Origin of the sequence: Meridianimarinicoccus marinus (genome assembly GCF_040689105.1) — a bacterium.
Classification (GTDB): Bacteria; Pseudomonadota; Alphaproteobacteria; order Rhodobacterales; family Rhodobacteraceae; genus Meridianimarinicoccus; species Meridianimarinicoccus marinus.
Genome location: NZ_JBFBVU010000031.1, coordinates 13,175 through 39,716 on the forward strand (window position 1 = coordinate 13,175; position 26,542 = coordinate 39,716).

The window sequence follows — 26,542 nt, forward strand, 5'->3', positions numbered from 1 at the left end:
GTTAGGCGTCTCCTGTCGGGGCGGGGATGCCGAGGTCCGCCAATGCGCCCCAAAGTCCGGGCGGCACAGGCGCGGCAAGATCGTCGAGGTTTGACCGCAAGCCTTCCGGCGCGGTCAGCCCCAGCACCAGCCGCGTGACCGCCGGATGGGCCGCGCTGTAATGCAGGGCCGCGCGTTTCAGGGGCACGCCATGTGCGCGGCAGACGCTCTGGATTGCGCGGACGCGGGCGCGGGTGTCGTCGTCCGGCGTCTGATAGTCGAAGCGCGTTGCCGGATGATCCGGGCCGGTGGCGAGGATGCCGGAGTTGAACGGCGCGGCCAGTTCGACCGCAATTCCCCGCGAGAGGCAAAGCGGAAAAAGCGCCTGCGCCGCGGATTGGTCGAGCAGGGTGAAGCGCCCGGCGACCATCAGCACATCGAGATCCGCCCGCTGGGCAAGGGCCAGATGGGTGGCGGCGACATTGCTGCCGCAACCGATGGCGCCGACCACGCCCTGCGCTTTCAGCTCGGCCAAGGCCGGTAAGGCGCCGTCCAGCGCCGCCGGCACATCCGCATCGCAGTCATGCACGAAAGCGATGTCCAGCCGGTCGGTGCCCAGACGTTTCAGGCTGGCCTCGACCGAGCGCAGCGTGGCGTCGCGCGAGTAGTCGTGCCAGTCGCCCGGGTTGTCCCTGGGATTGTCGACGGCAGCGGCAAAGTCGCGGTACCGCCCGACCTTGGAAGACAGCACATACGCGGCGCGCGGTACCGTGCGCAGAAGCCGCCCAAGGCGCTGTTCCGACAGCCCACCGCCGTAAAGCGGGGCCGTGTCGAAGCGTCGAAGCCCCATGTCCCAGGCAGCCGCAAACATCGCTTCGGCCGCGTCTTCAGGGATCGGGGCGGTGTTGGTCGTGCCCAGCAGCGCAAAGCCCAGGCCCACGGGTTTGACCGCTGCGCTCATCGGATACGCTTGCCGGTTTCGGGATCGAAGAAATAGGCGTGCGCCATGTCGAAGCCCAGGGCATGGGGCTGGTTTTCGGCAAGATCGACGCGGCCGCCGGTCTTTCCGATCATCTCGTGCGAGCCGGCACGGAAGTGGATCAGCTTCTCGGTCCCCAGTTGTTCGATGAGGTCGACAGGCAGAGTTGCGGTGGCCGTTCCAGAGCTTTCGGACACGGGGCGGATGTCATCGGGACGGATGCCGCAGATCACCCGTTCTCCGGGACGGATCCGCGCGGGGGTGGCGCAGGCGATCTCGCTGTCGCCCAACTTCAGGCCGGTGGGCGTCACCATGCAATCGACAAGGTTCATCGGCGGGCTGCCCATGAAACCGGCGACAAAGACGGTGTCGGGATCGTGAAAGATCTCATCCGGGGTGCCCTGCTGTTCGATCTTGCCGTCGCGCATGATGACGATGCGGTCGGCCAGCGTCATCGCCTCGACCTGGTCGTGGGTGACGTAGATGATCGTGTTGCGCAGCCGCTGGTGCAGGCGTTTGATCTCGGCCCGCATGAGGCCGCGCAGCTTGGCGTCCAGGTTGGACAGCGGCTCGTCGAACAGGAACACTTCCGGGTCGCGCACGATGGCGCGGCCCATGGCGACGCGCTGACGCTGTCCGCCCGACAGCGCACCGGGTTTGCGATCCAGAAGCGGCGTCAGTTCCAGGATCTCGGCGACCTCGCGCACCCGGCGGTCGATCTCGGGCTTGGGCATGCGCGACAGTTGCAGCGAGAAGGCCATGTTCTTGTAGACGGTTTTGGACGGGTACAGCGCGTAGTTCTGGAACACCATGGCGATGCCGCGTTCCTTGGGGCGCAGGCCATTGACCACCCGGTCGCCGATGGACACCGTGCCGCCCGAAATGGTTTCCAGCCCTGCCACCATGCGCAGGGTGGTGGATTTGCCGCAGCCCGAGGGGCCGACGAGAACGCAGAACTCGCCCGGCTGGATCGAGATGTCGATCCCGTGCAGCGCCTGGTGGGACCCGTACATCTTGACGAGGTTGCTGATTTCAATGCGTGACATGTTGTCTCCGGATCTTACAGACGGCGCGCTTCGTTGCGCAGGTAGAGCAGCGTGAAGGCCGCCGAGATGATGAGGATGGACACGGCAACGGTCGCTGCCTGGGAGAACTGGAAATCCACGAAGGCAAGGCGGAACGTCAGCGTCGACAGCACCTCGGTCGAACGGCCCGGACCACCGCCGGTGGCAAGCCAGACCAGCGGGAACAGCTGGAACGTCCAGATCAGGTCCAGAAGCGCGACACCGAAGATCACCGGTTTCAACTGTGGCAGGGTGACGTGCCAGAACTTGTGCCAGAACCCGGCGCCGTCGATCTCGGCGGCCTCGTAAAGCTCCTGCGGGACGGTTTGCAGACCCGACAGGAAGCTGACCATGATGAAGGGATAGCCGCGCCAGGTCGAAATCAGCAGCAGCGACCACATGGCAAGATTGGGATCGCCCAGCCAGTCAAGCGGCTCGCTGGTCAGGCCCAGCCATTGCAGCAAGTAGTTGATGAGACCGAAGGGGTTGAGCAGCAGCTGCCAGTTCAGCGCCACCACGACGGCGGTGAAGATCCACGGCAGCACCAGCATCGAGCGAAAGAAGGTGCGCGCACGCGGCGCGATGTCGGTGTTGACCAGCAACGCCAGCCCGATACCGACGACCATGTGGCCCAGCACCGATCCGACGGTGAACAGCAGGGTGTTGAACCCGGCGCTCCAGTAGCCGGGATTGGACAGAAGTGCGGTGTAGTTGGCGAGGCCGACGTAGGTGGGGTTCCGCTCGACGATGACGTTGTCGTAGAGCGAATACTCCACCACTTTGTAGAGCGGCACCGAGAGGAGCGCGCCGAGGATCACCAGCCCCGGCAACAGGAACAGATAGGGCGTGCCCCGGATGGTCATCTGGCGAATGGTTGAAGTCACGTGACTGTCCTTCTTGCAGGTCGGGCCGGGCGCCGTGGACGCGCCCGGCCGCGGCGGCTCACTTGGCCAGGTCGATCCAGCGTGCCTGGACGGCGGCGGCGGTTTCTTCCGGGGTCTGGTCGCCGCGCAGCATGGCCTGGATTTCCTCGGTCATGACCGACCAGCTGGCCGCGGCCTTGGGCGACTGGCGCATTTCCTCGACCGGGGTATCCTCCGACAGGATCTCCATCTGCTTGAGCAGGGTCTCGTCGGCGCCGTCCCGCACCGCATCCAGTGCTGCCAGGTTGCCGGGCAGCGCATTGGCGGCCTTGGCGGCACGGGCGTTCACCTCGGGCGACAGCAGGTAGTTCACAAAGGCCCAGGCGTCTTCCTTGTTGTCGCTGTCGGCAGCGATGCCGATTTCCCAGCCATGAACACGGTACGCCGCGGTGCCATTGGTCGGCACGCGCACCAGCGTATAGTCGAGATCGGGGTTGCGCCCGGTGATCGCACTTGAATGCACGCCCGGCGAGATCAGGAAACCGGTGCGCCCGGCAATGAACTCTTCAAGATCGACCCCGCCCGTGCGCGACGCCGCACCCGGCGCGATGGCACCGGCGTCGTTCATGTCCTTGAGAAGTTGCAGCGTGGCGACGACCTCGGGGTTGTCGAAATGGGGCGTCGTGCCGTCCATGATCCGTCCGCCATGGGAATAAAGCAGCGGCAGGAAGGTCAGGATCGGGCCATTCGACGGCGGCTGCGAGGAAAACGGCATGCCGATGCCAGAGGTGCCATCCTCCAGCGCCGAGATTGCCTTGGCCTGTTCGGCCATCTCCTCCCATGTGGCGGGCGGTGCATCGAAGCCAGCCTTGCGCACCAGACCCATGTTCACATGCATCACGAAAGGAAAGGCGTTGAGCGGCACCATCCAGGTGTGACCGTCGATCTTGCCGATCGGCGCCTCGACAAGGTCCGAGACGGCAAAGCTGTTGTCGTCGCGGGCCAGGTAGTCGTCGAGCGGTTCGAGGATTCCGATGTCGAGGAATTCCTTGGTCCACGGCATGTTGAGGCCCAGCACGTCCGAACCGACGCCGATGGCATTGTCGGTCACGATGCTTTCGCGGACCTTGCCGAAGGGCTGGGTCACCAGCTTGACGGTGATGCCGGGGTTCTTGGTCTCGAAATCGGCGACAAGATCTTCATAGAAACCGTTGGTGTTCTCGGCGGCGAACCATTGCAGCCATTCGATCTCGCCGGCCTGCGCGCCCAGCGGCGTCAGCGCCGTTGCGGCGGCCAGTGCCCAGGCGGTGAAACGGGTCTTGGTCATTGGTAGTCTCCTCCATGTTGGTGTCCGGGGCGGTGTGCTCCGGTGTGCGGGCTCCTCACCCCTTGACGCCCCCTGCGGACAAGCCGCCGACGACAAATCTTTGAACAAGCATGAACAGGATCAGCACCGGCAAAGAGCCGATCACCGAAAACGCCATCATCTCGTCCCACTTCAGACCGAACTCTCCGACCATCATCGAAATCCCCACCGGCACGGTGCGCATGTCCATCGAGCGGGTCAGCGCGAGCGCGAACAGGAACTCGTTCCAGGCCAGCAGGAAGGTATAGACCGCGGTCGAGATGATCCCCGGAAGCGCAACCGGCAGCAGCACCCGCACCAGCACGCCCAGCGGGGTGCAGCCGTCGATGGTGGCGGCCTCGTCGAAATCCTTGGGGATCGTGTCGAGGTAGCCGTTCATCATGACGATGGAATAGGGCAGCGCGAAGGTCAGATAGGTCAGGATCAGACCCCAGAGCGAGTCATAGAGCCCGAGAAAGACGATGACGCCGAAATAGGGGATCAACAGCGTGATCGTCGGCACCATCTGGGTGGTGATGACAAACAGTTTGGCCACCCGGTCGCCGAAGAAGCGGTAGCGCGAAAAGCCGAAGGCCGCGAGCGTGCCGATCACCAGCGACAGGGCGGTGACGGCCAGGCCGACCACGTAGCTGTTGATCAGGAAGGTGCGGAACATCGGGTCCGTCAGCACCTTGGCATAACCGCCCCAGTGAAACGTGTCGGGCAGCAGCCGCGGCGGCAGCGAGAAGGTCTCGGTGGTGGGTTTGAGCGAGACCGAAACCATCCAGAGGATCGGGAAGACCATGACGAAGGTCACCGCCGCGAGCGCGGCATAGATCGCCGCCTGCCGCCAGTGGCGACGACGCTCCTCGTTGACGGCCCGAACGCTGCGGGCGTGCTGGGCGACGTCGCTCATCACAGCACCTTCAGGGTCGCGTTGTCGATGAAGTCCCAATCCAGCGCGATGCCGAGACCGGGGGTTTGCGGCAGGTGGGCGTGACCGTCGCGCACGTCGATCGGGTCCTTCAGGCCGATGGCGAACAGCTCTTCCGGTACCAGCACCTCGAAGAACTCGTTGTTGCGGATGGCAGCGGCGCAATGCAGGTTCACCAGTTCGAGCGGGTGATAGATCGCGGTGTGAATCTCGCAGTTCATGCCGTGGGCCTCGGCCAGATGCGCCGTCTTCATCAGCCCGGTGATCCCGCCCGACCACGAGGCATCGCCGCGCACGATGTCGACCGCGCGGGTCGCCACCAGCTCGGCCACACCGGCGGGGTGGTTCTCGGCGGTTTCGCCGCCGACGATGGGGATGCGCAGGGCGCGCGTCAGCTCGCGCATGGAGCCGTGACATTCGTCGAACATCGGCTCTTCGAGCCAATAGTAGTTCAGCTCTTCCAGCATCTTGCCGAAATGCAGGTTCTGCTGGAAATTGAAGTTGTTGACCGGATCGGACATCAGCCGGAAGTCCGGACCCACTGCCTCGCGGCAGAGCCGGTGTGCTTCGAAGGCGATGTCCATATCGGCCGGGGGATGCAACTTGTAGGCCGCCCAGCCCCGCGCCTGAAGCGCCTTCGCCTCGTCCGCATAGGCCTGCGCCGTCGGCAGCGTCAGCGACGAGCCGTAGATCGGCACTGAATCGCGCACCGCGCCCAGATGCTTGTAAAGCGGCAGCCCCGAGGCCTGCGCCTGCGCCAGATGGCAGGCGATGTCATAGGGCGCATAGGCATAGGCCGGCGTGAAGTTCCAGGCGCGGTTGAAGCGGCGGTATTCGTGCCAGTGCAACTCGCGGTAATCCGGGTCGCGGCCCAGGAAGAAGGGCCGCAGAAGTTCGGCCGAGACAGCCCCCATTGCCAGCGCGCTGCGCCCGGCAAAGCCGAAGGTCTCGACGCTCAGGCCCTCGTCGGTGTCAAAGCGCATGGCCAGGAATTCGAAGTCGATCGGCTTGCCGTCCTTCAGGCTGTAGGCCTGATCGGGCTCGTGTCGGCAGGCGCGGATTTCAATATTGGTGAATTTCATGGATGCTCCTTCAGCCCGCCAGATAGGCGGCGTGTTCGGTCGTGTAGAAATCGAGTGTGGAGGGACCGACAGACCCGGTGCCAAGGCCCGAGGTCTTGATGCCGACGAAGGGCATGTTGTCGTCCGGCGCGGTGCCATGGTTGACGTGGATCATGCCGGTTTGCAGCTCGGCCATGGCGCGTTGGGCAAAGGCCAGCCGGTCGGTGAAGATCGCGCTGGTCAGCCCATAGGCAGTGGCATTGGCGAGGGTCAGCGCCGCGTCGTCGGTGGTATAGCGCGACAGGGTCAGCACGGGGCCGAAGATCTCTTCCTGCACCGCCGGGTTGGCGGGATCATCCGTGGCCAGCAGGGTCGGCTGGAAGAACAGACCCTTGGGCGCGCTGTCGGGGGCCAGACGTTGCCCGCCGGTCAGAACCTGCGCACCCTCCAGTTCGGCGGCGCGCACAAGGCGGATGATCTGGTCAAACTGCGCCTGCGTGGTGATCGGTCCCAGCGTCGTCGCCGCATCGCGCCCCGGCCCGGCGGTCAGCGCCTCCATGCGGCGGATCAACCCGTCACGAACGGCGTCATAGACATCGGCCTGTGCGATGATCCGGCTGATCGCCGTGCACCGCTGGCCCGCGCATTGGAACGCCGCGCCGGTGATCGCGTCGAGCGCGGCATCCAGATCGGCCACCTTGTCGACGATGGCGGCGTTCTTGCCGCCCAGTTCCAGCGAGACCGGTACAAGGTTGTGGCCTGCGACGGCACCAATCTTGCGTCCAGTCGCAACCGAACCGGTAAAGCTGATCGCGTCGACGTCCGCGTCCACCAGCCCCGCCGCCACCTCGCCCGCACCATTCACAAGGCACAGCGTGCCATGGGGAAGGATGCCGTCAGCTGCGCGCACCAGCCGCATCGCCGCGGCGGGCGTGTATTCTGACGGTTTCAGCACCACTGCATTGCCCGTGGCCAGCGCCGGCACCAGTTTTCGTAGCGGGGTGAGGACCGGAAAGTTCCAGGGCGTGATCGCCAGCACCACGCCGCGCGGGCGGCGCAGGATGGTGTTGGTCCACCCCGGCGCACGGCCCGGCAGCGTTTGGCCGCCATGGGCACGGGCAAAGCCCAGCATCTGCCGGGACTCGCGCAGGGATTTGCCAATCTCGGCCTTGGATTCGGCCAGTAGCTTGCCCTGTTCGAGGGTCATTTCTTCGGCCAGCGGGTCGGTCTCGGCCTCGATCCGGTCCAGCCATTCGGCCAGCAAATTACAGCGCGTGTTGACGGTCAGCGCCGACCAGGCGGCAAACCCCTGTCGCGCGGTTTCAAGCACCTGTGCCACGTCGTCGGACCGGGCAAAGCTGTAGTGGCCGACCGCCTGACGCGTCGCCGGATCTCGGGTTTCGAAGTCCGCAACGCCGGACCAACCGGAAGGTGCGGGCAATGCCGGGGGCTGAACCTGGGTCATGCAGCGTCCCCCGCGGCCTTCAGGGCAGCGATCAACGCCTGTGTCCCGTTGCGCAGCATGGTCTGATCCGAACCGCCCGGAACCAGCTGAGCGCCACGGTCCAGCAGGTTCGCGACCTCGAGGCCCGGCGCTGGCAACGCACCGAAAACCTTGCCCGCCGCATGCGTATCTTGCAGCACCCTGTCGAAGACCGCGCGGAAGGCGGGCGCGTCGTACTGCCGGAAAAGCCCCATGGTGGCGGACAGGTCGTTCGGTCCGACGAAGATGCCGTCAAGGCGCGGCAGTGCGAGGATGTCGGGCAGGTTGTCCACCGCTTCGGGCGACTCGATCTGCACCAGAACCGTCAGCGCGTCGTTGGCATGCGCGAAATAGCTGGCCGCCTCATATCCCCAATCGGCGGCCTGGATCGCGCCGACCGCCACGCCGCGCCGCCCCTCGGTGGGAAACAGTGCTGCATCAAGGATGGATTGTGCCATTGCGGCGGTCTCGACCTGCGGCACCAGAAGGCAATTGGCGCCAAGGTCCAGGCAGCGCTTGATGCTGCCCGCGTCGTGATCCGGCAGGCGCACCATGATCGCGGTGTCGAACCCCGCCAGCGCCTGCACCTGCGCTGCCAGCCCGTCCAGCCCGCCGCGTCCGTGCTCCAGATCGATCAGCAGGTAATCGAGCCCCGCACCAGCCATCAGACAGGCGATCTCGGGAGAGCCCAGCGTTGACCAGGCCCCCGAGAGGGCACGACCTTCGGCCAATTTCTTCTTGAACAAGCGGCCCTTTTCAAGGCTGCGCGGCAGGGTGTCGGTCATTGGGTTTCCTTTGACGTAGAATAGGTGCTGACAAGGTTGTGCGTGTGCACATGCGCCCCCGCCGGAATGTCGGCTGTGGCGCGCCCGATCGGCCAGCCGCCGCGGTGAACGATGGCGCCTGCGGCGATGTCCTGCAGGGCGATCTTGTGAAAGACGCCGATAGCCTCGTGCGTGGTCAGGGGATCCTTGGTGCCCTCCACCTGCGCGCCAGCGGGCGCATCGGCAAGCAGGAAGGCCACCATGTCGCCCTCGCACACGGTGTAGGCTCTGACGGTCATATCGCGGCTCCGAAACGGCTGATGGTTTCATTGCCTTCGCCCATGATCTCGCCCAGAGTCAGTTGGCCCGAGGCGGTCGCCAGGGCCTGCGCGATCAAGTCGGCGGCCAGATCCTCCAGCGCCCGTCCCGTCAGCGCTGAGGACGCATCGAAGTCGATCTGGCAAGGCAGGTTGCGGGCGGTGGCGGCGTTGGCGGTCAGTTTCAGGGTCGGAGCCAATGCGCTGCAATAGCTGTTGCCCAAACCCGTGGTGAAAAGGATCATCTGCGCCCCGGCGCCGACGAATCCGGTCAGGCTTTCGGGTGAATAGCTGGGCGCGTCCATGAGGTGCAGGCCCGGCGTTGCGGGAGCCTCGGCGTAAGACAGGACCGATTGGATCGGCCGCGTGCCGGCCTTGAGCACCGCGCCGGAGGCCTTCTCTTCGATGGTGCTGAGCCCGGCCTTGATGTTGGCGGCATTGGGATTGGTGCCCAACAGGTCCACCCCGGCGGCATGCGCCAGTGTCAGCCGGTCCTTCACCGCACGTTTCAGCGCGGCGCCAACCTCGGGCGTCACCGCGCGGCGCGCCAGTTCGTTTTCGGTGCCCAGCCATTCGATGGTTTCACCCAGCACTACGCTGCCGCCCGCATCCACCAACCAGTCGGCCAGATGGCCCAGCAGCGGGTTCGCCGCCAGCCCCGAGGACGGGTCCGACAGTCCGCATTCGAAGGCTAGGAACAGGTCGCTTGCCGAGCAAAGCTGCGGGCGTTGCGCCGAAAGGGCACGCAGCAGGCCTGCACCCGCCGCAATCCCGCGCTGGCCAAGAAGCAGCGCGTCATGGCCGACCTCGTCGAGACCCAGCGCCACGAACGGCCGCCCGTCGCGGTCCAGTACTGCGGTCAACTGGTCGAGCCTTGTGCGATCCGCGCCAATCAACAGCACCGCACCGCAGTTGGGATGAGTCGCCAGCCCTGACAGGGCGGCAAGGTGAAAACCGGCGTCCTCGCCGACCATGCCCATGCCGTACATCGTGCCGGCAAAGACCGCGTCGGGCAGCGTCTTGGCGATCCGGCGCGCGGCGGCATCGGTCAGCCCGGTGGCGTTCAGCACCAGCAAGCGATTGCGGATGCCGGGCCGTCCGGTGCGGCGTGGATAGCCAAGGAAAACCGCCTTGTGTGCCATGGTCAGCCCGGTGTCCCTGAAGAATGGCGTGCAGCGCGACCCGATCCTGCGGCCTTGAGCTGCGGCAGGTGCGCGGAGCCCGCGGCCCTGCCGACAGCGCGGAACACCCCGGAGTTGGTCGCGGTCAATGCTCTGTCCTTGTTCGGATACATTCCACTCCCCCAGCGCTGCCGTCGTTCGATTTTACTTAAGATCCTAACTAAGATCTCAATTAGGATTTGACAGATTCGGGTTTGCGAGTCAATTTCAATCTGTCGCTCTTGAAAGGTATCCCGCCCCATGTTCTACGCTGCCGGTAAGACAGCCTCGCCAGATCAGCCCCTGACGCTTGCCCTCCAATGGGGCCAGCCCGGCCCTGCTGAAAAGGCCGGGTGTCTGTGTGGCTCGGCAGCTGGCCCAGACCGTGCCGGGATCGCCAGGCGCCGCACGCAGGGGCGCGTCCACGGACTCGACGAGACGCCAAATCAGGAAACCAACCGGGAGACCACGCGTGGAAAATAGCCGGACAGCCCTGATCGACGGCACATCGTTGCCCAGCGGGCAGGTCCAACGCTCGGGCGCCTACGACCGGTTTCTGAAATGCCTGATGCAGGGCACCTTCAAACCCGGACGGCTGGTGTCTCAGCGCGAGATCTGCGACGCCACGGACTCGACCATCACGGCCGTGCGCGAAGCTCTGAAACGTCTGGAGGGAGAGGGGATCGTCGAGCTTATCGCCAAGAAAGGCGTGATCCTGCACGAGATCGGTGCCGACGAGGTGCGCGAAATATTCCAGCTGCGCAAGCTGATCGAACTGCCGGCGGTACGCGCCTACGCGCTCACCCACGAAGCCGAAGAGGTCGAGACATTGCGTGCCCGGACCATCGCGATCATGGAAGCGGCCGCCGACACGCCCGAGCAGCGCCAGGCGCTGGTGCGGCGGCGGACCAAACTGGACTGGGACATGCACCAATCCTTTCTGCGCGCCCTGGGCAGCAGCCTGATCGAAAACATCTTCCGCACGCTGGAGACAAAACAGATGCTGGTACGGCTACAGTTGCCGCCGCGCTACCTGAGTGACGGCGAGGCCTTTGCCGAGCATCTCGAAATCCTGGACGCAATCGGTAAAAAGGATCCCGAGAAAGCGTCCAAGCTTCTGGAAGATCACCTGAACAATGCGCAGCAGCGGTTCCTCGACGCCATCGAGTATTGAGGACGGCCAGACCGGTGCGGCGGCCCCGGGATCCGCACCCATAGACAGGATGCCGTTTGCTGGCGTGTCCAGCTTCATTGTCTCGCGGCATGTGCCGGGCTTCCGGCGTTGCTTTCGGGGACAACGTCGCGGGCACCGTCCTGGGCCACCATTTCGGCGGTGGCTCGGCCAATGCCTTGCGCCGCAATTGGCAGAACCCAGCCACGTCCTGCCAATTGCGACATTTGCCTTATATTTTTCAATCGGTTGACAAGCGCGTCATCGATACACCGCCGTGGGCAGCCACAGGGCGATCTGCGGAAAGAAGGTGATCAGCAGCAGGACAATGACCAGCGGGATCAGAAACGGCATGGTCGCCCTGACGCATTGTTCAAACTTCACCCCTGACACTTCGGACAGCACGAACAGCACCATGCCGACCGGTGGCGTCAACAGACCCAACATCAGGTTCAGGATCAGCAAAATCCCCAGGTGCACCGGGTCGATGCCGGCCTGGGCGGCAATGGGCAGCAGCACCGGCACAAGAATGGTGATCGCGGCGATGGTTTCCATGAACAGGCCAATGGCCAGCACGATCAGCATCATGATCAGCAGCAGCGCGGTCTTGTTGGTCGTGATCCCAAGCAGGGTTTCGCCCAGCATCGCCGCAACCTGATTTGAGGTCAGGATCCAGGCAAAGACAGCCGCACTTGCGATGATCATCAGGATTGCGGCGGTGGTTTCGATCGTGTCCATCGACACCCGCACCAGGTGTTTCCAGTTCAGCGACTTGTAGACCACCAGACCAAGGAACATGGCGTAGCAAACCGCCGCAATGGCCGCCTCGGTCGGGGTGAACACGCCCGTCGCAATGCCGCCGACGATGATGACCGGGGTCAGCAGGGGCAGAAACGCCTGCTTGAGGGTCAGCCAGATGTTGCACAGGTCGATCCCGTGATCCTTGGGGTAGCTGCGCTTCCGTGCGAAGTAGGCCACCATGATCATCAGGGACAGCGCCATCAACAGGCCGGGAACCAGACCGGCGGCGAACAGTTCGCCGATCGAAACCGACGCCATGACGCCATAGATCACCAGCGGCAGCGACGGCGGGATGATCGGACCGATGGTCGAGGACGCGGCGGTCACCCCCACCGAGAAATCGGTGTCATAGCCGGCATCGCGCATGGCCTTGATTTCGACATTGCCAAGCCCGCCCGCGTCGGCAACAGCCGCGCCGGACATGCCCGCAAAAATCACCGAAGCGCCGACATTCACATGGCCAAGCCCGCCGGGCAGCCATCCGACAAGGGCGCGCGCAAAGGAAAAGATCTTGGTGGTGATGCCACCGGTGTTCATCAGGTGGCCGGCCATGATGAAAAACGGGATCGCAAGCAGCGGAAAGCTGTCGATGCCGCCGATCATGGTGTGGATCAGCAGAACGTCGGGCAGGCCCGAAATCATGATGTAGGCCAATGAGGCCAGCCCCAGAGACACCGCCACCGGCACCCCGAGCAGCAAAAAAGTGAAGAGCAGAACAAACAGAACGGCAAGTGCCATGTTCAAATAGCCTCGCTGGGGTGTTCGCGCTTTTCGCGCGCCACGTCGGCGGTTGATTTTCGAAGGACGTCCAGCAGTTTTCCGGCGGCAAAGAACGCCATCAGGAAGCAGCCGGCGCAAACGAGGTAGTAGACGTAGGCCTTGGGCACATCGATCGAGACCATGTTGCTGCGTGTCTTCTGTGCCAGTTCAATGGAAAGCCAGCCACAGTAGCCCCAAAAGCCGACCACGAGGATCTCGGAGGCTACCGCCACCGGTTTGATCACATGGGTCGGAAGATACGCGAACACGAACTCCAGAAAGATGTGCTTGCCCTTGCGGACGCAGGTGACGCCACCCAGAAAGCCCAGCATGATAAGGAAGTATCGCGCGATCTCTTCGGTCCAGCCAAGGCTGTCGTTCAGGACATAGCGGGTAAAAAACTGTAGTGCGACGATGACAAACAGGATCGAAAAGATCACCAGGACCGGAATATCCATCCAACTGACGTCAGAGATATCATCGGTCACTTCCTCGACTTCTTCGATCAAGGCGGCGATGTGGTCGGGTTCAGGTTGTTCTGACATGCTTGTTCCCCCCCAGGAGAGCGGGGTTGGCACCCAGTTGGCCGCCAACCCCGAGTAATCATTGCGCCGAAATCAATCCGCGTCCGGAAGGTCCTGAAGGGCCTGATACAGTTCGGGCGAGAAGGGCAACTCGCCGGACGTCAGGGCAGGGGCGACAACCTCGATAAACGGGGCGCGGTCGACTTCATGCACGTTGATGCCCTGGTCGCGGAACCACTGCACAAGCTCGCCTTCGGCCTTGGTGATGGCAACCGTGGCTTGCAGGGCGGTTTCATCAAGAACGCCATCAAGAATGGCCTGGTCCTCGTCACTCAGTCGGGCCAGGCGAACGCTCGACACCACGGTGAAGATCGAGTTGGTGATATGGCCAGTCAGGCTGATGTCGCTCTGGACCTCGTAGAACCGCTTTGCCTGGATGGTTGTCAGCGGGTTTTCCTGCGCATCGACGACACCCTGCTGCAAAGCCAGGTAGACCTCGGAAAAGGCCATCGGCGTCGGGTTTGCACCGGTTGCCTTGGGGAAGAGAACATAGGCCGGCGCGTTGGGCACCCGGATCTTCAGGTTTTTCATATCGGCCGGCGACAGAACCGGCTTGTTGGCGGTCACATGGCGCGAGCCGTAATAGCTGACAGATGTGATTTCGTTGCCACCCGTCGCGTCGGCATAGCCCTGTGCCACTTCGACAAACAGGTCGCTGTCAAAATAGGCTTCCCAGTGCTTGAGATTGCGCAGGGTGAACGGGAAATCGGTCATCGCAGCGGGTCCGTAGCTGGACCCGGCAAAACCACTGCCGGTGTAGATGATGTCGACGGTGCCAAGGCTCAGCCCTTCGTTCAGCGCATCTTCCTTGCCAAGCGACGAGGCAGGGAAGACCTCGATGGTGTGGCGACCATCGGTACGCTCTTCGAACAAGCGGGCGGCTTCAAGCGCGGCGGCGTGCAGCGGGTGGCTGACTTCATAGACGTGAGCGAATTTCAACTCGTCGGCCGACAGGGTGGTGGTGCCCGAAAGCAACGCGGTCGCGGCGCAGGCAGCACCAAAGATTGCAGTGTATTTCACTTAGTTTCCTCCAGATGTAGCCAGGATTGGCGTTCTTGCGGTGTGATCTGATTGTGCGCGCAGGGCCGCGTCTTGCAGTTTTTCCCAATCGAACTCGACGCCCGTGCCCGGTGTGTTGGGTGCCACGGCAAGGTGGTCCTGAACCACCAGCGGCCGGGTGGTGTAGCTGTCGATCGGAAAGCTGTGGACCTCGATCCAACCTGCGCCGTGTTGGGCGGACACAAGACTGACATGAAGCTCCTGCATGCCGTGGCTGCACACCGGAATTCCATGTCTGGCGGCCAGCTTGGCAACGTCCAGCCACCCGGTGATGCCGCCGCAATTCGACGCGTCGGGCTGGATGAACGAAAGCCGTGCATCGCGCAACGCATGCTCGAATTCGTGGATCGTGTGCAGGTTCTCCCCCATCGCCAAGGGACACCCGGTTTCGCGCGCGATTTCGCCGTAACCGAGATAATCGTCGGGCAGTGTCGGTTCTTCGAACCAGACGACGTTGAGATCCTTGAAGGCGCGGGCTGCGGCCTTGGCCTTTTCACGGTCCAGGGCATAGTTGGCATCGACCATGAAATCGCGGTCCGGACCGATCAGGTCGCGCACGGCGCGCGCGCGCGCGATATCGATGTTCAGATCGTCATGGCCGACCTTGATCTTGACGCCGTCGAAACCCTCGGCAAGGTATCCGCGAATGCTGTCCAGCAGTTTCGGCAGCGGATAGTTCAGGTCTATCCCACCGCGATAGGCCTTGCAGCGATCAGAGGCGCCCCCGGCCAGTTTCCAAAGCGGGGCATCCCGAGCACGACAGCGGATATCCCACAGCGCAATATCAAGTGCCGAGATTGCAAATGACGCGATCCCGCCACGCCCGACATAGTGAATGTGCCAGCCCATGGCCGCATAAAGGCCTTCGACATCCTCCGGATCCTTGCCAAGCAGGAAGGGCGCCAGATCGAATTCGATCATCGCCTTGATCGCCTGCCCGCCCTTGCCGCCGGTATAAGTGTATCCGGTGCCGACAAGGCCGTCTGACGTGCGAATTTGCACGGCGACCAGTTCAAAATGGGTATGGTCGCCATGCATGGCGTCACTCAACACCTCCGCAAGCGGCAGGCAGAACAGACTAACGTCTACGGATTTGATGCTTGTCATGACGTCCTCCGTCGTTTGGTATGATTAAAAATATGGAAAACGTCAATATATATTAGATAACTAGGGCAAGGCCCTTGTTTGGTATGACCACATACTTCGCTTGTCCGTCAAAACTCGTGATGCAAAACAGGTTCATGGCGAACGATCCAGAAGCCGAACCTCAGAGCGGGATACCCGGACGATTGCCCGCAGCAGACCGGGTTGTCACGGTGCTTGAAGAGCGAATCGTCTCGGAAAACCTGATTCACCCGGTGCTCCATCGAGCATTCTGTGACTGGCTCGACCATCATTGACGGAAAATGCGGCGGTCAATGGGACAGCATCTCGCTGAAGAGCGCCGCGTTACGTTGATGCAAAGATGCCTCTCGCGCGTCAGGTACCATTTCCGTGCGGTGAAACGACCTGGCGGTTCGGATGGACCACCAGCGGAAAGACGGAGCGACACAAGTAAGGACACTTGGAGGCGAACATTCGGGCAATGGGGCGCCGGGGGCGGAGCCGCGTCATTCCAGTACGGCCTTGATAATTAGTCTAAAAGTATTCCGATTTTTTTCGTCTTCCCCCCCATGTACCCCCAGAGAGAGCAAGTTTGCGTAGGCGGCGGCTGCGGGTCATGGTGGGTTCAGCTTGACGGCTTGAAGATCCAGGGGAGCAGTTCGTCTATCCGGCCCTGAGGGTGTTCGCCGGCAACAACCAGAAGGGTCGCCTTGAGATAGGAGAAGGGTTCGATGAAATTGATCTCGGCGGTTTCGATGAGCGAGACGATGCACTCCCAAGTACGTCTTCCCTCGTCTTGGCCGGCGAAGAGAGTGTTCTTGCGATTTGGAGCAATCGGGCGGATGAGGTTTTCCTCCGGGATAGAGTCGATCTTGTCGCGGCCACCGGCCAGAAAAGTCTGCAGCCCGTCCCAGTGGCGGTGTAAATAGGCCAGCCTTTCACCGGGCCGCGACCTGGTCGACACCCGCAGGCGTTGGTCGCGCAGCCAATCACCGAAGGCGGCGACGACGTGATATGTCCGTTTGCCGGCAAGGGCGGTTTCCGGAGTTTCGGGGCAAGTGCGAACTGGTCGTCCTTCGGCTTCGGAAGCCGACATTCGTGCATAATTGAAGCCGACGGCTGTTCAGCTACGACGCATGACCGTATGGAGCCCACAATGCCATTCGTGCAGCTTTCTGAACAGGTGCATGGTGATCCAGGTCGCTCATGACTGCGGATAGGCTTGCCTGCACAACTGTGTAGTGCAGCCGAAGCGTGCGGGTCGTGAAAGCAGTTATTGAAGATCTCTTCTGCTTGAGAGCTTGACGAGTTCATTTCGCAGTCACCGCCAAATCTCCGAGTGAGATAGTCGGGGTCAATATGTGGATTTTTTCACTCTCTGTCTTAGCGCCTTCGGCTTTCCCCAGAACGACTCTGGCGGCAGTCTCGCCGATCTCGCGGCGAGCGGTACGGGACGTGGCGATTTTTCCGGGGAACCCCTCGAGAAGGCCCAGCCCGTTGAATCCGGCCAACGCGACCTCGCCCGGAACATCTATGCCTGCGGTGATACAATGGCACAACCCGCCAAAGGCGAGGTCGTCGTTGGAGAAATGGATGCAATCGAGGTCAGGTTGACGCGCCAGGAGTTTGTCCGTCATAAGCCGTCCGCAGGCGATGGCTGATTGCATGGCCACGTCCCCCTGCAGGTGAGACCCGTCGATCGTGTCGATGAAATCGAGACCCTGATCGCGCAATGCGTCGTGGAAGCCATTCTTTCGCTTGGCGGCCCTGAGGTCCTTGTCGAGGTTGCGCCCAACATATCCAAAGCGCCGCCGGCCCGTCGCAAGAAGGGCCGCCGCCATGTTGTGCCCGGCCCCGGATTGTGAGAACCCGACACAGGCATCCACTGGATCGCCATCGCAATCCATGATCTGGACGATGGGAATACCTGCGTCGGCCAGCAATCTCCGGGTATCGTCTGGTTGGTCGAGCCCGGTGACGATAAGCCCGGCGGGCCTCCATGACAGCATGTTGCGGATGATGTCGTATTCGGCCGCGGGATCGTAGTCGGTCACGCCGAACACTGGTTGAAGCGTAGACCCTTTCAGGGCGTCAGTCACGCCGGACATGACCTGCGGAAAGACGATGTTGGACAGGCTGGGTACAACCACCCCGATCAGGTCGGTGCGCTTGCTTGATAGCGACGCAGCCAAGTGATTCCCGTAGTATCCAATCTCGCGTGCGGCACGTTTCACCTTCTCGACTTTGGCCTCGGACACGTCCTTGTCGCCCCGAAGCGCGCGGGAGGCCGTCATTTTACTGACACCTGCTGCTGCGGCGACATCCACCAAAGTTTTTCTTTTTTTCATGCACTTGCCGCCTTCTTGCCGGTCGATTCAATCCGTGATCTGGGCCTCAAATCCCATCACTCAATCCCGAGATACCTAACTCGGTGTTGACACATCATTGCAGGATGGGGCACTGGTATCAATACCGGTAACGATACCGGGATCGATATCATCTGCACTGAAACCGGTTGAAACCGCGAATTGGAAAGAATTCGCACCAGCCATTTACCGGCACCTGATCCGGGTGCCTTTGGGGGGAAACATGAAGACCCAATTCTTGAAAACTACCGTTGCAGGCGTCGCGATTGCCGCGTCGTTCCTTTTTACCACCGGCGCCGTGGCGCAAGAGTACCAATGGACGTTCCAGACCTCGGCACAGGCTGGCGACAACTTCTTCCCGATCGAGGAAGCCTGGGCCGATCGCGTCAACGAACTTTCCGGTGGCCGTATCGAGATCACCGTCGTACCCGTCGGGACAGTAGTGGCTCACATAGAAACCCTCGACGCCGTGGGTGCCGGTATCCTGCAAGGCCACATTACTGACCCCTCCTACTTTTCGGGCAAAGATCCGGCCTTTGCCATGCTTGGCAACCTCGTGGGTGCTTGGTCGGATCCGGAACAGATGTTCGACTACATGGAAAACGGCGGGGGCAAGGAGCTGTTCAACGAACTGGTAAACCCATACGGGCTGCAATTTCTCGGCGCGTCGGCGACCGGTGTTGAGGCGTTTCTGTCGACCAAGCCGCTCTACGGCGTCGATGACCTTAAGGGCATCAAGATGCGGGCACCCGAGGGCATGGTGCAGGAGGTCTTTGCCGCCGCCGGTGCATCGCCGGTGAACCTGCCTGGTTCCGAGGTCTATACCGCCCTGGAAAAGGGCGTGATCGACGCGGCCGACTATACTGTGTTCTCAACCAACCACGCTCAGGGCATGCATGAATTCGCCCGGTACCCGCTCTATCCTGGATTCCACTCGATGCCGGTTATCGAGGTGTCCCTGAACAAGGCGATCTACGACGAGCTGCCGGAAGACCTTCAAAACATCCTGAACGAGTCGGTCACGGTTTTTGCCAGGGACATGATCGCGCAGCTCGATGCTCAGAACGAGGTCGCTGTTGCTGAGGCGCAGGCCGATCCCGAGATCACCGTGATCGACTGGTCCGACGAGGAGCGCGCCGAGTTCCGCGGCATTGCCAAGTCGCAATGGGCAAACTGGGCAGAGCGCTCCGAAATGGCGGGCAAAGCTTATGAGAGCGTGACCACCTATCTGACCGAAAAGGGCTTGTTGGCCGAGTGATTGCTGCCTGACGGCAGTTTCGAAGGGGCCGGCTTCGGCTCCTTCGCTTCAGGATTTCCAGCTCACGTTCCAGGAGGGGACCATGGCACAAACTGACACGGCGATGACCGAAGCCGAAATTGAGGCGCAGCTTGAAGCGCTAAAAAGGGCCCATGAAGAAGACAGTGCCGGCCCTCAAAACGCGCTGGATCGTGGCATTATTACGGTTGGCACCGCTTTCAGCTTCCTGTTTGCCCTCGCAACGATTATCTCGCTCTACGAGATCGTCATGCGTTATTTCTTCAATGCCCCCACAATCTGGGCGCATGAAACTGTAATCGCGCTGATTGCGGCCTGTTACCTTTACGGTGGCATGCAGTGTCTTGCTGCCGACAAGCATATTCGCATCGGGTTGATCTATTTCAACACCAGCGGCGGAACGCGAAGGCTGTTGGATATTGTGAACGGTCTGCTTGCGCTCTTCTTTGCCGTGGCGATTGCCTATGCTGCCTACACAATGGTCGAAAAATCCTGGTGGACTCCGCAGGGTGATATCCGGCTTGAGCGGTCTGGTTCGGCGTGGAACCCTATTACGCCTGCCATTATCAAGCTGATGCTCCTGATTACCTCGATTGTGCTGGCGATCCAGTCCGTCGGCCATATTTGGACCGCCTGGAAAGGTACCGGCTACCGTCAAAGTGCCGGAGAGCCGCCAAGCAAATTTGCCCTTGCCGCCATCGGGATCGTCTTTGGCATCTTGGCGATCGGTGGCTACGTCCTGTTTTCCGAAGGACGGGACTTGGGCATTCAGTCAGGCTCTTTTCTGCTCGTGGGCTCGATCATGATCCTGATCTTGACCGGCATCCCACTGGCTTTCGTGACCGGGCTGATTGCGATCCTGTTCACCATCGCCTGGTTCGGGCCAATGGGCGTTCCGCTGGTTTCCAGCCGGATCTATTCATTCGTCAACGAATACGTGCTTGTCGCCATTCCGATGTTTGTGCTGATGGCCTCGCTGCTGGACCGATCGGGCATGGCGCGGGATTTGTATGACGCCATGCGCCTGATCGCCGGACGGATCAAGGGCGGTGTCGCTGTCCAGACGCTTGTCGCGGCGGTCTTCCTTGCGGCTATCTCCGGCATCATCGGCGGTGAGATCGTCCTGCTTGGCCTGATCGCCCTGCCGCAGATGCTGCGGCTAGGCTACAATCGGGCGCTGGCCATCGGAACGGTGTGCGCCGGCGGCTCGCTGGGCACGATGATCCCTCCGTCGATCGTTCTGATCGTCTACGGGCTGACCGCCAGCGTCTCGATTGGCGATCTGTTCCTCGCGACGGTAACTCCCGGGCTCATGCTGGCGTCGTTCTACATCATCTACATCCTCGTGCGCTGCTACGCGAACCCCGAGATGGGCCCGCCGATCTCGGACGAAGAGCTTGACATTCCAATGTCGGAAAAACTGCGCAAGATGCGTGGCGTGATCCTGCCGATCGGGGTGGCTGTGACGGTTCTCGGTTCGATCTACGGTGGCATCGCCTCGGTTACCGAAGCCGCAGCGATGGGCGTGGTCGGCGTTTTCCTGTCGGCAGCGATCCGGCGCGAAGTGACCTGGGAGCTGATCCGAGACAGCCTGAAACAGACGCTGGAGACCTGTGGCATGATCATCTGGATCGGCCTCGGGGCGGCAGCTCTGGTGGGTGTCTATAACTTGATGGGCGGCAATCGATTCATCGAAAGCACCATTCTGGATAGCGGCGCGTCACCTTTGGTGATTGTATTGATCATGATGGGCATCCTGGTTGTGCTGGGCCTCTTCATGGACTGGATCGGGATCGCGCTCCTGACCATGCCGATCTTCGTGCCGATCATCATCAAGCTGGGCATGGACCCGGTCTGGTTCGGCATCCTCTTCGCGATGAACATGCAGGTCAGCTATCTTTCCCCGCCCTTCGGCCCCGCAGCCTTCTACCTGAAGTCGGTGGCGCCCAAGGACATGAGCCTGTCGGAGATCTTCCGCGCGCTGATCCCCTTCATCTGCATCCAGGTCGTGGCGCTCGCCATTGTCCTGATGTTCCCCGACGTTGCCCTGTGGCTGCCCGAATGGGTCAAAGGAGACTGAAAATGACAAACAATAGCAAGAACGTCGCCGTCATCGGCCTGGGCTCGATGGGATACGGAATGGCCGCGTCTGCGCTGCGTGTCGGGCACAAAGTCTGGGGCGGGGATATCAACCCAAACCAGGTGGCCAAATTTCAGGACGACGGAGGTCAGGGCAGCACCCTGGCCGACGCCGCCGGAAAATTGGATGCCGTCGCCGTCGTCGTGCTGAACGCGGCCCAGACCGAAAGCGTGCTTTTCGGTGAGGACGGCATCGTGGCGAAGTTGAAGCCCGGCGCGGTCGTTCTGGCCTGCGCCACCGTGCCCCCGGCTTTCGCCAGGGAAATGGCGACGCGCTGTACCGAAACCGGTGTCCACTATCTCGATGCACCGATCTCGGGCGGGTCCGCCAAGGCCGCCAGTGGGCAGCTGTCGATCATGGCCTCGGGCACGCCCGACGCCTTTGCCGCCGCCCGCCCACTTCTGGACAGCATTGCGGAGACGGTGTTCGAACTGGGGAACGAGGTCGGAGCGGGCAGCGCCATGAAGGCGGTCAACCAGCTCTTGGCCGGGGTGCATATCGCCGTCATGGCCGAGGCCTTGACCTTCGGCATGACCCAGGGCGTTGCCCCGGAGAAATTCGTCGAGGTAATCAGCAAATGTGCAGGCACCAGCTGGATGCTGGAAAATCGCGCGCCGCACATCGTGGCTGGCGACTATACGCCGCTCAGTTCGGTCAATATCTGGCCAAAGGATCTGGGCATCGTGCTGGACATTGCCAAGTCGGCCCAGTTCAGCGCCCCGATCACGGCCGCAGCAATGCAGCAGTTCCTTGCTGCCGCGGGCATGGGGCTTGGTTCAGAGGATGATGCCGCCGTCGCCAAGGTCTATGCGCGCAACGCCGGGCTGACATTGCCGGGAGAGGACAAATGACAACCGTTCTTGGCTGCATCGCCGATGACTTCACCGGCGCAACGGACCTTGCCGGGCTTCTCGCTCGCAGCGGCGTTCGCGTCTCGCTCCGCATCGGGGTGCCGCCAGAGGCCCCCGCCGACCCGGCCGCCTTCGAGGTGATCGCGTTGAAGTCGCGCACCGCGCCGGTGGATGAGGCCGTGGCCGAGACCCGCGCCGCGCTGAAATGGCTGCAGGCGGCGGGGGCGCGGCGCTTCTTTTGGAAGTATTGCTCGACTTTCGACAGCACGGCAGAAGGCAATATCGGCCCCGTGGCCGAGGCGCTGATGGCGGATTTGGGCACGGATCAGACGATCTATTGCCCGGCCTTCCCGGAAAACGGGCGGTCGATCTTCATGGGCAATCTGTTTGTCGGGCGTCAGCCGCTGGCGGAGAGCCCGATGAAGGATCACCCGCTGACACCCATGCGCGACAGCAACCTGATGCGCCTGCTGGAACCGCAGGTGACGAAACCCGTGGGGCTGGCGGACAGGTTGACGGTGGCGCAGGGGCCGCAGGCGCTGCGGGCGGAGCTGGACGCGCTGAAGGCGCAGGGCGTGGCCCATGTGGTGGTCGATGCCGTGGCAAACGAGGACCTGTCAGTGATTGCCGAGGCCTGCCGCGACATGATGCTGATGACCGGTGGCAGTGCCGTCGCAATGCCCTTGCCAGCGCTCTACCTGGCCGATGGCACCCTGTCGGCGGATACGCCCAAGGCTGAGGCGCCGACACTTGGCACCGGCACCATCGTGCTGTCGGGAAGCTGCTCGGCCATGACCAATAAGCAAGTGGCGGTTTATTCCAGCCGTGGAGTCCCTGCCTTCCAGTTGGACCCTCTCGCCCTGGCTGAAAACGGCCCGAAAAAGGCGCTCGACTGGCTGGCGCGACAGGACCTGGACGCCGCACCACTGGTCTACGCCACGGCCAACCCCGAAAGCGTGCGCGCTGCGCAGGAAAAGCTGGGCGTTGCCGGCGCAGGCGAGATCGTCGAGGCGACGCTGTCGGCCTGCGCCGTCGCGGCGCGCGACAGGGGCGCACGACGGGTGATCGTCGCCGGTGGCGAAACCTCGGGAGCCGTTACCAAAGCGCTCGGCGTCACCCGGCTCGACATCGGCACCGAAATCGCACCGGGCGTGCCCTGGACTTATTGCTACTCCGGCGGGCACCAGATCGCACTCACCTTGAAGTCCGGCAATTTCGGCTCTGAGAAGTTTTTTTCAGACGCCCAGGAAAGGCTGGCGTCATGAGCACTGAGGCCCGACTGCGCGAACAGATTTGCCTCTTGGCCAAGTCGATGTTCGACCGCGGCCTGACCGGCGGCAGCACCGGTAATATCTCCGCCCGGACCGAGGATGGCGGGCTGCTGGTCAGCCCCACCGGCACCAGTTTCGGGCGGCTTGATCCGGAACGGCTCAGCCGCTTCGATGCGGCGGGCGATCACGTCGAAGGCGACAAGCCTACCAAGGAAATGCCGCTGCATTCCGCATTCTACGACACCCGCAGCACGGCGGGAGCGGTGGTGCATCTGCATTCCTGCCACTCGGTTGCGCTGTCGATGATGCCCGACGTGAACAACGACAACTTCTTGCCGCCGCTTACGCCTTACGGCATCATGAAGCTGGGCCGGGTCAAGCTCTTGCCCTTTTTTCTGCCGGGCGACCCGGCGATGGGCGCGGCGGTGCGAGGGCTTGCTGGCAAACGAACAGCGGTAATGCTCGCCAATCACGGCCCCGTGGTGGCCGGCAAGGATGTCGAAGCCGCGTGCAACGCCATCGAGGAACTCGAAGACACCGCACGGCTGGCGATACTGACGCGTGGAATGAACCCGCGTGCACTGAGCGAGGCGCAGGTTCGTGCCCTGATCACCAAATTCGATGTGGAGTGGGACGCATGAATTTTTCTGCCAACCTGGGTTTCCTGTGGAATGACAGGCCGCTGCCCGAGGCCATCCGCGCTGCCAAGGCTGCCGGGTTCGACGCTGTCGAATGCCACTGGCCCTATGACATCCCCGCCAAAGAGGTGAAGGCCGCCCTGAGCGAGACCCGGCTGCCGATGCTGGGCCTCAACACCCGGCGCGGCGATGTCGGCGCCGGAGACAATGGAATGTCGGCCATCCCCGGAAGAGACGCCGAGGCGCGGGCCGTAATCGACGAGGCCATCGCCTATGCCACCGCCATCGGCACCCCCAACATCCACGTCATGGCGGGTTTCGCCAAAGGATACGAGGCTCATCGCACCTTTGTCTCAAACCTGAAATATGCCTGCGAAGCCTCCACGCCCCACGGCATTACCATCCTGATCGAACCCCTGAACAAATACGACGCGCCGGGTTACTTCCTGACGACGACAGACCAAGCAATCTCGCTGATCGATGAAGTCGCGGCGCCCAACCTCAAGTTGATGTTCGACTGCTACCATGTGCAGCTGATGGAGGGCGATCTGACCCACAGGATCGAGGCGCTTCTGCCGAAGATCGGCCACGTCCAGTTCGCATCCGTTCCTGATCGTGGCACTCCCGATCATGGTGAGATCAACTACGACCATGTGTTCGAAGTCATCCGTCGGCTTGGCTATGACGCCCCGCTTGGCGCGGAATACAAACCCGTCGGCAACACCGACGACACACTTGGCTGGCTGAACAACCGGGTAGCTGACAGCGTGTAGACCACACTCAATAAAGGGATACCTGCCATGACCGCCCAACAGATCACTTTTCGCGAATTCCTGCTGTCGGAACGAAGCCAACACCAGCTGGACAAGGACCTGATCTTCCTGTTGGAGGATATCGCGACCTCCTGTCGCATCATCTCGCACCAGATCCGCGGCGGTGCCTTTGCCGGCCGGCTTGGCGCCACCGATGCAACAAACGTGCAAGGCGAGACGCAGAAGCAGCTCGACGTGATCGCCAACGAGGTCTTCGTCCGGCATTGTTCGAACTGCAACCGGGTCGCAGCCCTGGTCTCCGAAGAGGTCGACGAGGTCTACTGGCTGAAGGACGAGCCGCAGGCCGGCGACTACCTGGTCTATTTCGATCCGCTTGATGGCTCTTCGAACCTCGACGTCAATCTCTCCGTGGGCTCGATCTTCTCGATATCGCAGCTGCCCACAGCGATCGACGCCACCGACGACCGCTCGGTGCTGTGGGCCGGATCCGAACAGATCAGCGCTGGCTATTCCGTCTACGGCCCCTCGACCGCTTTGGTGGTCACCACAGGCACCGGCGTCAATGGCTTTACCCACCAGCAGGGCACCGGCGAATTCCGTTTGACCTTCCCCGACATGGTGATCCCCGAAACCACAAGTGAATTCGCCATCAATGCCTCGCGATACACTCTTTGGGACGCGCCGGTGCGGCGCTATTACGACGAGTGCATCGCAGGCAATGCGGGCCCACGCGGCAAGGCCTTCAACATGCGCTGGACGGCCTCGATGGTGGCCGAGGTGCACCGGATTCTGACCCGCGGCGGCGTTTTCCTCTATCCAAAAGACACCGGAAACGCCGAGGCCGGCGGCAAGCTGCGACTGATGTACGAGGCCAATCCGATGGCGCTGATCGTGGAACAGGCCGGCGGTGCGGCCTCTACCGGTTCAGACCGAATATTGGACCTGCAGCCCACCTCACACCACCAACGTGTACCCGTGATCCTCGGCTCGCGGGAAGAAGTCGCTGTGCTGGACCGATACCACCGCGACGCCTGACCGGCGCGCCATCCCAAACCCTACACCGCCATTGGCGCGCGGCGCCGCAGAGGAACCCCATGCAACGCCCCTGATATCCCTTCGCCAACTGCTCGATCACGCTGCCGAGAACGGCTACGGCCTGCCAGCCTTCAACGTCAACAACATGGAACAGATGCTGGCCATCATGAAAGCGGCAGACAAGGCAGACAGTCCGGTCATCATGCAGGCCAGCCGGGGTGCCCGGGAATTTGCCAACGACATCGTTCTCGGCCACCTCATCCGCGCGGCGATAGAGATGTACCCGCACCTGCCGATCTGCATGCACCAGGACCACGGCAATTCACCGCAAACCTGCCTGTCAGCCCTGATGAACGGGTTCTCGTCGGTGATGATGGACGGATCCCTGAGCGAGGATGGCACAACTCCGTCGGACTTCGAATACAACGCCACCGTCACGGCCAAGGTCAGCGAGACGGCCCATCTGGTCGGCGCATCTATCGAGGGAGAGATTGGGCATCTGGGTTCTCTGGAAACCGGCAAGGGCGAGGCGGAAGATGGCCACGGATTCGAGGGCGAACTGAGCCGGGACCAGCTCGTCACGAATGCCGATGAAGCCGCCGAATTCGTGCGGCGCACCGGGGTCGATGCTCTGGCTGTAGCCATTGGAACCAGCCACGGCGCCTACAAGTTCACCTGGCCTGCTGCTGGTTTCGTGGACACCGAGATAAGGTGTTTATGAAACTGGAGAATCTACATGACAAGAAGGATGTTCAGCCGCGAGTT

The 26,542-nt window shown here is 62.3% G+C and carries 24 protein-coding genes and 3 pseudogenes; 11 read left to right on the forward strand and 16 right to left on the reverse strand.

Features of this window, described 5'->3' with window-relative positions; all coding sequences use genetic code 11:
• Nucleotide 1: 1 nt before the first annotated feature.
• The 10 genes from AB0T83_RS17365 to AB0T83_RS17410 are packed head-to-tail and all read right to left on the reverse strand — an operon-like array spanning nt 2 to nt 9,931.
• Nucleotides 2-940, reverse strand: a complete 939-nt coding sequence (locus tag AB0T83_RS17365; protein ID WP_366194492.1) for an aldo/keto reductase — start codon at nt 938-940, stop codon at nt 2-4.
• Nucleotides 937-2,004, reverse strand: a complete 1,068-nt coding sequence (locus tag AB0T83_RS17370) for an ABC transporter ATP-binding protein (RefSeq protein ID WP_366194493.1) — start codon at nt 2,002-2,004, stop codon at nt 937-939. Before AB0T83_RS17370 ends, AB0T83_RS17365 begins: the two co-directional genes overlap by 4 nt.
• Before the next feature lie 14 nt (nt 2,005-2,018).
• The gene (locus AB0T83_RS17375) at nt 2,019-2,906 is read right to left on the reverse strand and encodes a carbohydrate ABC transporter permease (protein WP_366194494.1); all 888 of its coding nucleotides are present in this window, start codon (nt 2,904-2,906) and stop codon (nt 2,019-2,021) included.
• Nucleotides 2,907-2,964: 58 nt separating this feature from the next.
• The gene (locus tag AB0T83_RS17380; RefSeq protein ID WP_366194495.1) at nt 2,965-4,212 is read right to left on the reverse strand and encodes an ABC transporter substrate-binding protein; all 1,248 of its coding nucleotides are present in this window, start codon (nt 4,210-4,212) and stop codon (nt 2,965-2,967) included.
• Nucleotides 4,213-4,267: 55 nt separating this feature from the next.
• Entirely contained in the window at nt 4,268-5,146 is an 879-nt protein-coding gene (locus AB0T83_RS17385) for a carbohydrate ABC transporter permease (RefSeq protein WP_366194496.1), read from the reverse strand.
• Nucleotides 5,146-6,246 carry an enolase C-terminal domain-like protein gene (locus AB0T83_RS17390; protein ID WP_366194497.1) on the reverse strand — a complete coding sequence of 367 codons (1,101 nt, stop codon included), beginning with the start codon at nt 6,244-6,246 and terminating at the stop codon, nt 5,146-5,148. The genes AB0T83_RS17385 and AB0T83_RS17390 overlap by 1 nt, the downstream gene beginning before the upstream one ends.
• Nucleotides 6,247-6,256: 10 nt before the next feature.
• The gene (locus AB0T83_RS17395; protein ID WP_366194498.1) at nt 6,257-7,690 is read right to left on the reverse strand and encodes an aldehyde dehydrogenase family protein; all 1,434 of its coding nucleotides are present in this window, start codon (nt 7,688-7,690) and stop codon (nt 6,257-6,259) included.
• A complete protein-coding gene (locus AB0T83_RS17400) occupies nt 7,687-8,493 on the reverse strand; it encodes an HpcH/HpaI aldolase family protein (protein ID WP_366194499.1) in 807 nt (268 codons plus the stop codon). Before AB0T83_RS17400 ends, AB0T83_RS17395 begins: the two co-directional genes overlap by 4 nt.
• The gene (locus tag AB0T83_RS17405; protein WP_366194500.1) at nt 8,490-8,771 is read right to left on the reverse strand and encodes a UxaA family hydrolase; all 282 of its coding nucleotides are present in this window, start codon (nt 8,769-8,771) and stop codon (nt 8,490-8,492) included. Before AB0T83_RS17405 ends, AB0T83_RS17400 begins: the two co-directional genes overlap by 4 nt.
• Nucleotides 8,768-9,931, reverse strand: a complete 1,164-nt coding sequence (locus tag AB0T83_RS17410) for a UxaA family hydrolase (RefSeq protein WP_366194501.1) — start codon at nt 9,929-9,931, stop codon at nt 8,768-8,770. Before AB0T83_RS17410 ends, AB0T83_RS17405 begins: the two co-directional genes overlap by 4 nt.
• A gap of 490 nt (nt 9,932-10,421) precedes the next feature.
• On the opposite strand from AB0T83_RS17410, the gene AB0T83_RS17415 reads away from it, so the two are divergent.
• Nucleotides 10,422-11,123 (forward strand): GntR family transcriptional regulator, encoded by a 702-nt coding sequence (locus tag AB0T83_RS17415; RefSeq protein WP_366194502.1) that lies wholly within the window; start codon nt 10,422-10,424, stop codon nt 11,121-11,123.
• Nucleotides 11,124-11,381: 258 nt separating this feature from the next.
• Here AB0T83_RS17415 and AB0T83_RS17420 read toward each other — a convergent pair whose 3' ends face one another.
• The 4 genes from AB0T83_RS17420 to AB0T83_RS17435 form a co-directional block, all read right to left on the reverse strand.
• On the reverse strand, nt 11,382-12,659 hold the full coding sequence (locus AB0T83_RS17420; RefSeq protein ID WP_366194503.1) for a TRAP transporter large permease: 1,278 nt from the start codon (nt 12,657-12,659) through the stop codon (nt 11,382-11,384).
• A 2-nt stretch (nt 12,660-12,661) separates the two neighbouring features.
• Complete coding sequence (locus AB0T83_RS17425) at nt 12,662-13,225, reverse strand: TRAP transporter small permease (protein ID WP_366194505.1); 564 nt, start codon at nt 13,223-13,225, stop codon at nt 12,662-12,664.
• Between the two features lie 72 nt (nt 13,226-13,297).
• Entirely contained in the window at nt 13,298-14,284 is a 987-nt protein-coding gene (locus tag AB0T83_RS17430) for a sialic acid TRAP transporter substrate-binding protein SiaP (protein WP_366194506.1), read from the reverse strand.
• Complete coding sequence (locus tag AB0T83_RS17435; RefSeq protein WP_366194507.1) at nt 14,285-15,430, reverse strand: mandelate racemase/muconate lactonizing enzyme family protein; 1,146 nt, start codon at nt 15,428-15,430, stop codon at nt 14,285-14,287.
• Between the two features lie 134 nt (nt 15,431-15,564).
• Between AB0T83_RS17435 and AB0T83_RS17440 the strand changes: the two genes are divergently transcribed.
• Nucleotides 15,565-15,723, forward strand: coding sequence for a hypothetical protein (locus tag AB0T83_RS17440; protein WP_366194508.1), 159 nt, complete (start codon nt 15,565-15,567; stop codon nt 15,721-15,723).
• Nucleotides 15,724-16,052: 329 nt separating this feature from the next.
• On the opposite strand, the pseudogene AB0T83_RS17445 reads toward AB0T83_RS17440, so the two are convergent.
• Together AB0T83_RS17445 and AB0T83_RS17450 are read right to left on the reverse strand one after the other, a co-directional pair.
• Nucleotides 16,053-16,475 (reverse strand): annotated as a pseudogene (locus AB0T83_RS17445) (IS66 family transposase); the annotation flags it as partial.
• A gap of 262 nt (nt 16,476-16,737) precedes the next feature.
• The gene (locus tag AB0T83_RS17450; protein WP_366194510.1) at nt 16,738-17,775 is read right to left on the reverse strand and encodes a LacI family DNA-binding transcriptional regulator; all 1,038 of its coding nucleotides are present in this window, start codon (nt 17,773-17,775) and stop codon (nt 16,738-16,740) included.
• Between the two features lie 241 nt (nt 17,776-18,016).
• Here AB0T83_RS17450 and AB0T83_RS17455 point away from each other — a divergent pair, with 241 nt between their 5' ends.
• The 9 genes and pseudogenes from AB0T83_RS17455 to AB0T83_RS17495 form a co-directional block, all read left to right on the forward strand.
• Nucleotides 18,017-19,051 (forward strand): TRAP transporter substrate-binding protein, encoded by a 1,035-nt coding sequence (locus AB0T83_RS17455; protein WP_366194511.1) that lies wholly within the window; start codon nt 18,017-18,019, stop codon nt 19,049-19,051.
• A gap of 103 nt (nt 19,052-19,154) precedes the next feature.
• A pseudogene (locus AB0T83_RS17460) lies at nt 19,155-19,697 on the forward strand (TRAP transporter small permease subunit); the annotation flags it as partial.
• 174 nt (nt 19,698-19,871) lie between these two features.
• Entirely contained in the window at nt 19,872-21,149 is a 1,278-nt protein-coding gene (locus tag AB0T83_RS17465; protein ID WP_366194517.1) for a TRAP transporter large permease, read from the forward strand.
• A 2-nt stretch (nt 21,150-21,151) separates the two neighbouring features.
• Nucleotides 21,152-22,060 (forward strand): L-threonate dehydrogenase, encoded by a 909-nt coding sequence (ltnD, locus tag AB0T83_RS17470; protein WP_366194512.1) that lies wholly within the window; start codon nt 21,152-21,154, stop codon nt 22,058-22,060.
• Nucleotides 22,057-23,325, forward strand: a complete 1,269-nt coding sequence (gene otnK / locus AB0T83_RS17475; protein ID WP_366194513.1) for a 3-oxo-tetronate kinase — start codon at nt 22,057-22,059, stop codon at nt 23,323-23,325. The genes ltnD and otnK overlap by 4 nt, the downstream gene beginning before the upstream one ends.
• Nucleotides 23,322-23,972 (forward strand): 3-oxo-tetronate 4-phosphate decarboxylase, encoded by a 651-nt coding sequence (gene otnC / locus AB0T83_RS17480; RefSeq protein ID WP_366194514.1) that lies wholly within the window; start codon nt 23,322-23,324, stop codon nt 23,970-23,972. Before otnK ends, otnC begins: the two co-directional genes overlap by 4 nt.
• Nucleotides 23,969-24,742: a hydroxypyruvate isomerase family protein gene (locus tag AB0T83_RS17485; protein WP_366194515.1), complete on the forward strand. Its 774-nt coding sequence runs from the start codon at nt 23,969-23,971 to the stop codon at nt 24,740-24,742. Before otnC ends, AB0T83_RS17485 begins: the two co-directional genes overlap by 4 nt.
• A gap of 27 nt (nt 24,743-24,769) precedes the next feature.
• Nucleotides 24,770-25,777, forward strand: a complete 1,008-nt coding sequence (locus AB0T83_RS17490) for a class 1 fructose-bisphosphatase (protein ID WP_366194516.1) — start codon at nt 24,770-24,772, stop codon at nt 25,775-25,777.
• A 70-nt stretch (nt 25,778-25,847) separates the two neighbouring features.
• Nucleotides 25,848-26,453: pseudogene (locus AB0T83_RS17495) on the forward strand (class II fructose-bisphosphate aldolase); the annotation flags it as partial.
• Nucleotides 26,454-26,542 lie beyond the last annotated feature (89 nt).